This window comes from Streptomyces sp. NBC_01261, from assembly GCF_036226385.1.
Lineage (GTDB): Bacteria > Actinomycetota > Actinomycetes > Streptomycetales > Streptomycetaceae > Streptomyces.
Genome location: NZ_CP108463.1, coordinates 9,851,864 through 9,863,462, shown reverse-complemented (window position 1 = coordinate 9,863,462; position 11,599 = coordinate 9,851,864). Strand labels below are relative to the sequence as shown.

Sequence of the window (11,599 nt, the reverse complement as noted above, 5' to 3'; positions counted from 1 at the left end):
CCGTGACCACAGCTCCCCCCACCACCCCCACCGCCGCCGCCCGGCTGCTCGGTCTGCTCGCCCGGGATCTGCCGCCCGACCAACTGGCCACGGACCCACGCACGTTGGGCGGGTACACCACGGACCGGTCGGGCACCCGGCCGGACGGTGTCCCGCTCGCCGTGGTGCACGCGCGGCGCACCGAGGACGTGACCGTCACGCTCCGGCACGCGAACGCGCTGGGCGTGCCGGTGGTGCCGCGCGGTGCGGGCACCGGTCTGTCGGGCGGGGCGTCGGCCGGTGAGGGCGTGCTCGTGCTGGACCTGTCCGGAATGAACCGCATCCTCGAACTGTCGGCCGACGACCAGCTCGTGGTGGTCGAACCGGGCGTGATCACCGCCGAGTTGGACCGGGCGGCGGGTGCGCACGGGCTGCGGTACGCGCCCGATCCGGCGAGTGCGGCGATCTCGACGATCGGCGGGAACATCGCGACCAACGCGGGCGGGCTGCGGTGCGCGAAGTACGGGGTGACGCGGGACAGCGTGCTCGGTCTGGAGGCCGTACTCGCCGACGGGACGGTGGTCACGACCGGCCGCCGTACCGTGAAGGGGGTCACCGGTTACGACCTCACCGCGCTGCTGACCGGCTCCGAGGGCACCCTCGCCGTCATCACCTCGGCGACGCTGCGGCTGCGCCCGGTGCCGGTGGCGACCGCGACACTGGCCGCCTACTTCGACTCGTTCGAGGCGGCGGCCGAGGCGTCGTACGCGATCGGGCGGGCCGGGGTCGTACCGGCGCTCGCGGAGCTGCTCGACGGGCCGGTGCTGCGGGCCGTGGATCCGGCGCTGGGCGAGCGCGGGTCGGCGCTGCTGCTGGTGCAGTGCGACGGGGCGGGGGCGGCCATCGAGGCGGAGCAGGTCGCGCGGGTACTGGCGCCGACGGCCACGAGCGTGGAGACCACCGCGGACCCGGTCGAGGCGGAGGCCCTGCTCGCGGCCCGGCGGCTCGCGCTGCCCGCGCTGGAGCGGCTGGGGCGGCCATTGATCGAGGACATCGCCGTGCCCCGCTCGCGGCTCGCGGAGGCGGTCCGCGAGATCCGCGGCGTCTCGGCCCGGCACGGCGTGCCGGTCTACACGCTCGCTCATGCCGCGGACGGCAACCTCCATCCGATCATCGTGGTCGATCCGGCCCTGGACCGGCTGCCGGACGCGGCCTGGGAGGCGGCCGGCGAGATCTTCGCGCTGGCGCTGCGACTGGGCGGGACGCTGACCGGCGAGCACGGCGTGGGCGTGCTGAAGCGGCAGTGGGTGGCGGACGAACTCGGGCCCACCGCCCACGCGTTGCAGCGCCGGCTGAAGGAGGCGTTCGATCCCCGGGGCATCCTCAACCCCGGCAAGACCCTGTGAGGCGCCCCGGATCGGATACCGCCGAACGGGTGAGGCCGAGTGATCCGAGGGTGGTGCGGGAGCACGTGCTTTTGGCATGTGCCTCGACCGCCGTCCGAAGTCATCACTCGTCGTGACCGACAACGGGTAGCTCTACGCACGGAATGTGACGGAGGACAGCCGTCCCGTCACCCGCGCGACAGGAGAGAAGGCACCATGTCGGTCGACACCGGTACCGCGCCCGAGGCGGGCGCCGAGGAGCGGGAACAGCAGAGCCTCGGTACCGCCGCGGCACGCACTCTGGCGACCACGACCAAGTCCGAACCTCAGATGCAGGGCATCAGTTCACGCTGGCTGACCCGCATGCTGCCCTGGGTGAACGTGCCCGGCGGCACCTACCGCGTCAACCGCCGGCTGTCCTACACGCAGGGCGACGGACGGGTGACGTTCGTGCAGACCGGCGCACAAGTGCGGGTCGTCCCGGCCGAGTTGAGCGAACTGCCGCCGCTGCGCGACTTCGCGGACGCCGACGCGCTCGGCGCGCTGGCCGACCGGTTCGAGCAACGGGAGTTCGCACCGGGCCAGTTGATCGTGGAGGCGGGCCGCCCCGCCGACCAGGTGTTCCTGATCGCGCACGGCAAGGTGGAGCAGCTCGGGGAGGGTCCCTACGGCGACGAGACGGTCACCGGCCTGCTGGCCGACGGCGACACCTTCGGCGGCCAGGTGCTCGCCGATCCCGACGGCAGCTGGGAGTTCACGGCCCGCGCGGCGACGGCCACCACCGTGCTGGCGCTGCCGCACTCGGCGTACCAGGCCGTCGCGGAGCGGCACCCGGAACTGAGCGCGCACGTCGCCTCGGTCGGCTCGGACGAGCACGGCCCGGTCAACCCGTTCGGCGAGGCGGCGATCAACCTCAGCGCCGGACACGTCGGCGAACCCGACCTGCCGGGCACGTTCGTGGACTACGACCTCGCCCCGCGCGAGTACGAACTCAGCGTCGCCCAGACCGTGTTGAAGGTGCACAGCCGGGTCACCGACCTCTACAACCAGCCGATGAACCAGACCCAGCAGCAACTCCGCCTCACGATCGAGGCGTTGCGCGAGCGGCAGGAGAACGAGCTGGTCAACAACCGGGACTTCGGCCTGCTGCACAACGCCGACTACGACCAGCGGATCTCCACCCACTCCGGGCCCCCGACCCCCGACGACCTCGACGAACTCCTCAGCATGCGGCGCGACACCCGCTACCTGTTCGCCCATCCGAGGGCCATCGCCGCGTTCGGCCGCGAGTGCAACAAGCGGGGCGTCTACTTCAGCGGCATCGACGTCGGCGGCCACCATCTGCCCGCCTGGCGCGGGGTGCCGTTGCTGCCGTGCGGCAAGATCCCGGTCAGCGCGTCCCGTACGTCGTCGATCATCGCGATGCGCACCGGCGAGGACGACCAGGGCGTGATCGGCCTCCACCAGACGGGCATCCCGGACGAGATCGAACCGGGCCTCAACGTACGGTTCATGGGCATCAACGAGCAGGCGATCATCTCCTACCTGGTGAGCACCTACTTCTCGGCCGCCGTCCTGGTGCCGGACGCGATCGGCATCCTGGAGAACGTCGAGGTCTCCCGCCGGGACGGCAACTGACCGCGGTGCGGGACTAGTTCAGGAACGCGTCCAGCCGGGCCGCGTCCGGCGCCGTGGCCGGGCCCGACGCGGTGACGGCCAGAGCGGCGCCCGCATTGGCCCGGTGAGCGGCGGCCACCGGGTCAAGGCCCTGCCCGAGGGCGGCCATGAACACCCCGGTGTGCGCGTCGCCCGCGCCGTTCAGGTCGACGGCGTCCACGGCGAACCCGGGGACGGCGACGAGGCGTTCACCCTGGCGCAGGAGACATCCGTCGGGGCCGGTACGGACGAGCACCGAGCCGCGCCCCAGCCGGGATTGGAGTACGCGGGCGGCTTCGGCCGGGTCGTCCATGCCGGTGAGCAGCGCGGCCTCGCGGGCGTTGCAGCTCCACCAGTCGGAGCGGGCGAGCAGCAACTCCACGGCCTCAGCGGGGATTTCATGGACCAGCGGCCCCGGGTCGGTGACCAGCGTGACGGCCGGGTCCAGTCGGGGCAGGAGGTCGAGCAGGGCGGTGCGGTTGCTGTCGTGGAGCAGGCTGTATCCGGTGACGTACACCAAGTCGCCCGCGCTGGGCCGGAGTTCAGCCAGGTCGGTGGGGGTGAGGGTGGCCTCTGCGCCGGGGCTGGTGACAAAGGTGCGCTCGCCGTCCGCGTCGACCAGGCAGACGACGAAGCCGGTGTCCGGTTGCGGGCGCGGTGCGAGCAGGACGTCGATGCCCTCGGACCGCAGCGCGGCGCGGGCCCGGTCACCGAAGGGGCCGGTGCCGTGCGCTCCTGCGTAGGTCACCGGAAGTCCCTGGCGGGCCGCGGCTGCCATGACGTTGAAGCCGCCGCCCGGGGTGAGCTCGGTGCGGGTGGCGAGGACGTCGCCGCCGCGCTCGGGAAGGGCCGGGACATCGAGGACCAGGTCGACGACGACATTGCCGAGGTGCCACAGCCTGCCACTCACGACCGGGCCCGCAGTCCGAGCAACGCGGCTGCTGTGGCGTCCAGTTGGAGCTTCGGGTTGACGCGTACGAGCGTCTCCCGCGCGTCGGCCGGGAACGCGTCCACCCCGTGGCAGGCGCCCCCGACGGCACCCGCGATCGCGGCGATGGTGTCGCAGTCCCCGCCGACGGACGCGGCGAGCAGCGCGGCCCGCCAGGGGTCGTCGGGGAAGGCGGCGAGTACGGCGAAGGCGGCGGGCACGGATTCCTGCGTGGCGAGACTCGTCCCGACCAACGCGTAGACCCGCTCGCAGAGTTGGGCCTCGGTCAGGCCACGCACCAGCCCGGTCGCCCAGACGATCCGTTCGGCGACGTCGGCGGCGGCCACCCAGTGTCCGCGCCCCGCCGCCGACCGGGCCGCCGACACGGCCACTTCGACCGCCTCGGGAACCGATGCGCCGTCAACTCCCGCGCTCACAGCGGCGGCCACGGCCGCGGCACCGGCGAGTGCGACCCCGGTGTTGTGGGTCAGGTTGCTGGCCTCGACCACCCGGTCCACCAACTCGGCCGGGTCGGCGACCGACACCGCGATGCCCACGGGGGCGATCCGCATCGCCGCGCCGTTGGTGGTGCCGTAGCGCCCGACCTCGTCGACCGGGGTGCCCGCGAGGACGAGTTCCACCGCGCGCTTGGTGGACGGCCCGAGCAGGTCGAGCGAGCCGCGGGCCCGCATGTCGTCCTCCCAGGCGACCAGCCGCCGGGCGAGTTCCGCGGGGTCGACGCGGCCCTTGCCGTCGAGGAGCAACCGGGCCAGGAGCAGGGCCTGTTCGGTGTCGTCGGTGACGGCTCCGGCCGGCATCCCGGCGGCGAGGGGATGGTCGGAGGCGGCCGGTTGGAAGCCGGTGAGGAACGGGCCGTAGCGAGATGTGATGTCCGGGCGGGACAGCATCTGGGTGGGCATGCCGAGGGCGTCTCCGAGGGCGAGCCCGTAGAGGGCTCCGGTGGCGCGGCTCTGGAGGGTCATGGGTGCTTTCCGGGGGCAGGGGTGCGGGTCAGCCGAATTCGAGGGTCAGTTGGAAGTGGTCGGGGTCCAGGAGGCTCACGACATGTTCGACGAAGGAGCCGTCGGCCGCCCGGCTGGTCCGCCGCGTGTCGAGGAACCAGTCACCCGGTTCGCGGCGCAGCAGCTCGGCCTCCCGCCCGTCGATCCGCCGCCCGCGCACCCGCTGCTCACCGTGGTCGGCCCGCAGTCCGGCCCGCAGCATGACGTCGGTCAGCGAATCCTGGCCGAGCCCGCGGGAGGGCAGCTCGCGCACCCCGGGCACGGGCGGCAGAAAGCTGCGTTCGTACGACACGACGACCGCGTCGGCGGCCAGTTCCCGTATCCGTTCGACGCATACGAACTCGGCCGTGTTCAGGGTGAGTTGACCGGCGAGGCGCTCGTCCCGCCGGGCATCCACGGTGAGGGTCCGTACCCGGGTGTCGATGCCCTGGGTGGCCAGTGCGTGGGCCCAGCCGAGGCGGTCGTCGAGGGGGCGGCCGTCGAAGAGGACGTAGGAGCCCTTGCCGGTGCGGGTGGCGATCAGGCCGGCCTCGCCGAGTTCGGCGAGGGCCGCGCGGACGGTCGTACGGCTGACGCCGAAGCGTTGGGCCAGGGCGTGTTCGCCGGGGAGTTGCTCACCGGCGGGGCGGTGGCCGCTGCGGATCTCCTTGGCGAGGACCTCGCTGATGCGCTGGTGTTTGAGCCGGACGGCGGTCACGAGATCTCCCCGACCGCCTCGGCGACGGTGACCACCCGGATCAGGGGCCGGTAGAGGTCCATGACGTGCAGGGCCTTGGCGTGGGATTCGTCGTCCACGCCCGCGCAGGCGTCGGCGACGACGAGTACCTCGACTCCGGTGTCGGCGGCGGCGAGTGCCGTGGAGAGGACGCAGCAGTCGGTGCTGACGCCGGCGAGGACGAGCCGGCCGGTGGGGGCGACGCGTTCGGCGAGTTCCGGGGTCCATTTGCCGAAGGTGGGCGCGTCCACCAAGTGCCGTGCCCGCGTGGCGAATTCGTCGTTCAGTTCCCAGAGTGGGGCGTCCGGCGGCTGGAGGGCGAAGGGCCACTGGTCGTAGTAGGCGCGCCAGGCGCCCTCGGGTTTCTCGGGGGCGAGGAAGCGGGTGAAGGTGACGCGTTCGCCGAAGGCCGGCAGCAGTCGTCGTACGCCTGCCGCCGCTTCGGTGAAGCGGGGCGTGGCCCAGGGGCTGTCGGGTTCGGCGAAGACGCGCTGCATGTCGATGACGGCGAGGTGGCCGGATGCGGTGGTCATACGGCGGGCACCGCCTCCGGGCTCGGGGCCTCGGCTTCCTGCCGCTGGACGCGGGCGCGGCCCAGCGCGAGTGTGCCGAGGAAGCCGAGGGCGAGGGCGACCAGGACGCCGAGGTTGGCATAGGCCCAGGAGCCGGACTTGCCGCCGAGGCCGAACGGGTCGAGCAGATAGCCCTGCCAAGTCAGCCAGCTGGCGGCCGTGTTGGTGACCAGGCCCCAGCCGATCGCGGTGGCGGCGAGGGTGAGGAGGAGCGGGGTGAGTGCCACGTCGCCGTAGCGGCCGGTCGGGCGGAAGAGGTCGCCCTCGTCGTAGTCGCGGCGGCGCAGGGCGAGGTCGGCGAGCATGATGCCGCACCAAGCGGCGATGGGGACGCCGAGGGTGGTGAGGAAGCCCATGAACTGGCCGAGGAAGTCGTCGGCGAAGAACACGATGTAGACGGAGCCCGCGATCATCAGGACGCCGTCGACGAGCGCGGCGAGGTAGCGCGGCACCCGGAGACCGGCCGACAGCAGGGCCAGTCCGGAGGAGTAGATGTCGAGGACCGCGCCGCCGACCAGGCCGAGGACGGCCACCACGGCGAACGGGACCAGGAACCAGGTGGGCAGGATCGTCGTCAGCGCGCCGATCGGGTCGGCGGCGACCGCCTTGTTGAGCGTGCTGGAGGAACCGGCGAGCAGCAGGCCGAAGACCAGCAGGAGCAGCGGGGCGACGGAGGCGCCGAAGGTGGTCCAGCCGATCACGCCTCTGCCGGACGAACTCCGGGGCAGATAACGGGAGTAGTCGGCGGCGGCGTTGACCCAGCCGAGCCCGAAGCCCGTCATCATGAACACCAGCGCACCGATGAACTCCTGGGCGGAGCCCGCCGGTACGGCGCTCACCGTGCTCCAGTGGATGTGGTCGGCGACGAGCGCGATGTACACGATCGTGAGCACGCCGGTGACCACGGTGATGACAGTCTGGAGCCGCATGATCAGGTCAAAGCCCATGACTCCGCCGATGACGGTCAGTGCACCGACGATGATCAGTGCGACCACCTTGGTCTCGGTGCCGCCGCCCCAGCTGAGCCTGCCGAACACGGTCGCGGTGGCCATGGTCGCGAGCGCGGTGAGCACGGTCTCCCAGCCGACGGTGAGGACCCAGGAGATCACCGACGGCAGCCGGTTGCCGCGCACGCCGTAGGCGGCGCGGCTCAGCACCATCGTCGGCGCGGAGCCGCGCTTGCCGGCGACCGCGATGAAGCCGCAGAGCAGGAACGAGAAGACGATCCCGATGACACCGGCGACTAGCGCCTGCCAGAACGAGATCCCGAAGCCGAGCGCGAAGGCGCCGTAACTCAGGCCGAGGATCGAGACGTTGGCCCCGAACCACGGCCAGAACAAGGTGCTTGGGGTGCCTTTGCGTTCGGCGTCGCCGATCACATCGAGGCCGTGTGTCTCGACCTGGAGCTGCCGGGACTGGGAAGTCTGGGAGGAGTCCGCCATCGTCGACCTACCTGTCTAGACGTGTTCAGTCGAGGCTAGGTGTGGGGGTGACGGGCGTCAAGGGGAGGCGTGGGCGCGTCAGTGGCAGTCGCCGTGACGGCCGAGGGTCTCCACGGGGGTCGCGCCGGGGCGGATCCACTGCGGGACGGGACGGCTGGTCCCGCCCCAGGTGGCGTTCCCGTCGGCGTCCGAGCGCCAGTACCAGCAGGCGTCGCGGCCGGGCGGGTAGCCCTCGGGGTTGTCCTGCCAGGCCTCGCCGCGGCCGTAGGGCGTCATGTCGAGCAGGGCGAGGGAGCCGTTCACGGGCTCGTTGCCGCGGCCCGTCGTGGAGTAGGTGAGGAACACGCGGTCGCCGTCGCGCAGGAAGGCGAGGATGTGCCCCATTCCGCCGCCGATCGGCGCGCCCAGGCCCCGCACCGAGTACCAGGGCTCGGTGTAGCCCATGAACGCGACGTACGCAGCCACCTCGTCCCACACGCCCGTGGTCAGGACGGCGTACGAGACGCCCCGGGCGTTGAGGTAGACGGCGTCCTTCATGTGCCAGGCCGTGGTGGTGCAGCCCTCGCACTGGCCCTGGTGGGGTGCGTGGTCGTGCCACATGTGCTGGTACACCACCAGTTCGTCGCGCCCCTGGAACAGGTCGAGGAACGGGACCGGTCCGTCGGCGCCGACGACCTCGGCCTTCCCGTCGAGCTCGACCATCGGCAGCCGCCGCCGGGCCGCGGCGATCGCGTCCCCCTCACGGGTGTGCGCCTTCTCGCGGATCAGCAGCTCGTCGCGCGCCGCGTTCCAGGCGGCGATGTCCACGACGGGCGGCTTGCCGGGGAGGTCGCTGCTCGCGGTGCCGGGTGTGGTCGTCATGGGTTCCTCCGTGGTGTGTCGTTGCGGAGTTGTCTCGGGCAGCGTCGTACGACGCGCTACGGCGCTCACCGGATCAGACTCCGGGCGCGGCCGAAACTCATCGCGGCGGGCAGGTCGTCCGCTGCGGGTGCAGTCCGCTCCGGGTGCCCACATATGGCGGCACCACATGTGCCGACGCCACACATGGGCACACTCCACTGTTCCGCTCACCGGCACAGCACGCGACACGGCACCGGCCCGTCAGCAGGCTGTTCCCATCGGTCGGGGCGTCACGCGAACCGCACCACGGGTGCCGCGCTTCCGCGATCTCGAAGGGGGCCGCCATGGAGTCGTCCGGGACACGTCAGGGGTACGGCGAGGCCGCTCGCACTCCACGCGGAGTCCGCCCCCGCGCCCGCGCCCGCGACACGCTGGCCCTGCTGAGCGCGGAGTTCGACGAGGGACACGACGTGTGGCGCTCGGCCATGGGCACGGTGTGCGTGGCCGGGCCGGACTCCGCCCGCGCGGTGCTCGGCAACCGGGACGCCGTGGTCGTCGAGGCGTCCGACTTCTACAAGACCCGGCACGGGGACTTCGGACCCCGTGCGGCGCAGATCCGGATCGGGCGCTCGGCCCGTGCCCTGATACGCCGTCATTTGGACGCGCGGCGCATGGAGTTGCCCGGTCTGGTCGCCGAACTCCTCACCCCCGGCGCCGTCTGGCCCGACGCCGGGAACCTGCTCGTCCTCCGCCATCTCCGAGACGTCCTGCTGCACCGGGGTGCTCCGCCCCCACTGCACGTCACCGTCGAGCAGATCGTGCGCCGAGCGGTCCTGGCGGGCGCGCGGCGCCGCCACTCGCCGCCGTCCCGACTGCTGTTCCGGCGGCGGGCGTTGAGCGTGCTGCACGCCGAAATACGCGCCCGGCAGCGGGAGTTGGCCCGCACCCCCGATCCACGTGACCTGCTCGACGTCGTCGTGGACGAGAGCGAACCCGGGGCGGATCCGAGGGACCTCGCCGAGGTCTATCTCTCGTTCCTGTTCGCCACCGTCGGCTCGGTCGGCTTCGCGCTCGGCTGGTCGGTGTATCTGCTCGGCACTCACCCCGACTCCCCTACTACGGAGCCGAGTTGGACGGTACGGGAGGCGCTTCGGCTGTGGCCGGTGGCGTGGTTGTTCGCGCGGACGCCGAGCCACGCACAGACGCTCGGCGGGGCGGAGGTGACCCCGCGCGACCTCCTCGCCGTCTGCACCTATCTGGTGCACCGGCATCCCGGGTACTGGGAGCGGCCGGACGAGTTCGTGCCGGAGCGCTGGGCGGGGGCGGTGCCGGACGCGGCGTATCTGCCGTTCGGGTACGGGCCGCACACCTGTGCCGGGGCGACCGTCACCATGCGGCTCCTCGAAGATCTCATCGAACTGATCACCCGTGACTGGCAGTTGTCGGTCACCCAGGACGGCGCCGGTCCCCAGGTGGGCCCGGCGCTCGCTCCACCGCGTTTCACCGCGGTGCTGAGCGCCCGCACCGACTGTCCCGGGAGGAGGTGAACGCGCATGCACGCCCTGTACCTCAAGGCGAAGTCCGTCCTCAACATCCGAGGCTCGTACGGACAGTTCTGGTACCTGTACCACCACATCTGACCGGCCCGGCGCGGGGAACCACCGAGCGGCCGGCTCCCCGCGCCCCACGAGGGGACGCTCATCATGACCACCCCGCAGCACCCCGAGGACTTCCTGCACTCCATCCGTACGCGCAGCGCCGCCGAGGACGGGATCTTCTGGGTCGACGACACCCGGCTCGGTGTGTTCGAGCCGGAGGCGGCGCGCCGGGTCAGTGCCACGAACTGGCGCCGGTTCGTCCTGCACGACCGGCTGATCGACATGCTGTTGCGGCGGCGCAGTCCCGAGGTGCGGTGGAGCCGGATCCGTTCCGCCTGGCTCACCCAACTGCACACGCTGGCCACGGCGGAGCAGCACGGCGCCCTGATCGACCGCATGGAGCGGATCATCGACGAGCGGCTCGGCGAGGACGTGGACCTGGTGATGCTCACCCAGGACGTGGCGCTGCGGTCCATGCTGCCGGTCGCGCTGTCCGGTCTCACCTCCGGCGAGGCCGAACTGGTCCGCCGTGACCTGGAGATGAAGCTGCTGCGGCTCGTCTCGCCCGAGCCGGCCGGGACTTGGCACCATCTGCGGTTCATCGTCGTACAGCTGCGGTCCGGGCTCGTGGTGCGCCGGGTGCTGCGGCAGCGCGCGCACGGGAAGCGGAAGCGCGAGCTGGATCTCGCCGATCCGTTCGTCGACCTGTTGCCCCAACTCGGCATGGACCGCGCGCTGGACGTCGTCACCACCGTCCTCACCGCGATCGGTGGCCCGCCGGGCACCGCCGCCGCGAGTCTGCTGTACGAGTTCGTCCGGCATCCCGAGTGGCAGGAGCAACTCGCCGCGGAACTGCGCGCCGTGGACCCGGTGGAGTTCCGTGCGGCACCGACGCACGCGGCCCCGGTGACGCACCGGTTCGTGAAGGAGGTGCTGCGGCTGTGGAGCCCGCCGCTGCTGCTGGTCCGGCGCAACCAGTTCCCCTTCGACTTCGGCAAGACCCGGCTGGAGCCCGGTGATTGGTATCTGCTGAGCCCGCATCTCATCCACCGTGACGAGCGGGTGTGGAAGCGGCCGGACGAGTTCGACCCGGACCGTTTCCTGCCGGGCGCGCCGCACGGGCCGGCCGACCGCACCTGTTATGTGCCGTTCGGCTGGGCGCCCAAGAAATGCGTCGGCGCCAATATCGGGACCGTCCAACTGATGGGCCTGTGCCATCTGTTGTCCACCCGGTACCGGCTGACCGTCGACCACCCCGAGAAGCTCACGATGGCGCTGCGCTTCGCGCCGGTACCGGAGGACTTCCGCGGGCGTCTCACGCTGCGGTAGCGAAACCTCCTGGGTGTCCGCTCGTTGAGGGTGCGTCTCGGAACTCCCGCGAAATTGTCCGTGATCCGTAACAGGCGGATCCTCCCCCGCCTTTACGCCGTCCTGACGAGTGCACGGAGTCGATCAAACAGGA

General features: G+C 71.8%; 10 protein-coding genes. 4 read left to right on the top strand and 6 right to left on the bottom strand.

The window, feature by feature from the left end; all coding sequences use genetic code 11:
* Positions 1-2 precede the first annotated feature (2 nt).
* Both OG226_RS43845 and OG226_RS43840 read left to right on the top strand, forming a co-directional pair.
* The gene (locus OG226_RS43845; protein ID WP_329352224.1) at positions 3-1,385 is read left to right on the top strand and encodes an FAD-binding oxidoreductase; all 1,383 of its coding nucleotides are present in this window, start codon (positions 3-5) and stop codon (positions 1,383-1,385) included.
* 195 nt (positions 1,386-1,580) lie between these two features.
* Positions 1,581-3,002 (top strand): family 2B encapsulin nanocompartment shell protein, encoded by a 1,422-nt coding sequence (locus OG226_RS43840; protein WP_329352223.1) that lies wholly within the window; start codon positions 1,581-1,583, stop codon positions 3,000-3,002.
* A gap of 13 nt (positions 3,003-3,015) precedes the next feature.
* Here the strand turns inward: OG226_RS43840 and OG226_RS43835 are convergent, their stop codons facing one another.
* From OG226_RS43835 to OG226_RS43810, 6 genes are all read right to left on the bottom strand, one after another.
* The gene (locus OG226_RS43835; protein WP_329352222.1) at positions 3,016-3,930 is read right to left on the bottom strand and encodes a PfkB family carbohydrate kinase; all 915 of its coding nucleotides are present in this window, start codon (positions 3,928-3,930) and stop codon (positions 3,016-3,018) included.
* Positions 3,927-4,931 (bottom strand): ADP-ribosylglycohydrolase family protein, encoded by a 1,005-nt coding sequence (locus tag OG226_RS43830; RefSeq protein WP_329352221.1) that lies wholly within the window; start codon positions 4,929-4,931, stop codon positions 3,927-3,929. Before OG226_RS43830 ends, OG226_RS43835 begins: the two co-directional genes overlap by 4 nt.
* 28 nt (positions 4,932-4,959) lie before the next feature.
* Positions 4,960-5,667, bottom strand: a complete 708-nt coding sequence (locus tag OG226_RS43825) for a GntR family transcriptional regulator (protein WP_329352220.1) — start codon at positions 5,665-5,667, stop codon at positions 4,960-4,962.
* A complete protein-coding gene (locus OG226_RS43820) occupies positions 5,664-6,218 on the bottom strand; it encodes a cysteine hydrolase family protein (protein ID WP_329352219.1) in 555 nt (184 codons plus the stop codon). Before OG226_RS43820 ends, OG226_RS43825 begins: the two co-directional genes overlap by 4 nt.
* Positions 6,215-7,699, bottom strand: a complete 1,485-nt coding sequence (locus OG226_RS43815) for a purine-cytosine permease family protein (RefSeq protein ID WP_329352218.1) — start codon at positions 7,697-7,699, stop codon at positions 6,215-6,217. Before OG226_RS43815 ends, OG226_RS43820 begins: the two co-directional genes overlap by 4 nt.
* A gap of 78 nt (positions 7,700-7,777) precedes the next feature.
* Positions 7,778-8,560, bottom strand: a complete 783-nt coding sequence (locus OG226_RS43810; protein WP_329352217.1) for a DUF899 family protein — start codon at positions 8,558-8,560, stop codon at positions 7,778-7,780.
* Between the two features lie 323 nt (positions 8,561-8,883).
* On the opposite strand from OG226_RS43810, the gene OG226_RS43805 reads away from it, so the two are divergent.
* Positions 8,884-10,086, top strand: a complete 1,203-nt coding sequence (locus OG226_RS43805) for a cytochrome P450 (protein ID WP_329352216.1) — start codon at positions 8,884-8,886, stop codon at positions 10,084-10,086.
* 156 nt (positions 10,087-10,242) lie between these two features.
* The gene (locus OG226_RS43800; protein ID WP_329352215.1) at positions 10,243-11,466 is read left to right on the top strand and encodes a cytochrome P450; all 1,224 of its coding nucleotides are present in this window, start codon (positions 10,243-10,245) and stop codon (positions 11,464-11,466) included.
* Positions 11,467-11,599 lie beyond the last annotated feature (133 nt).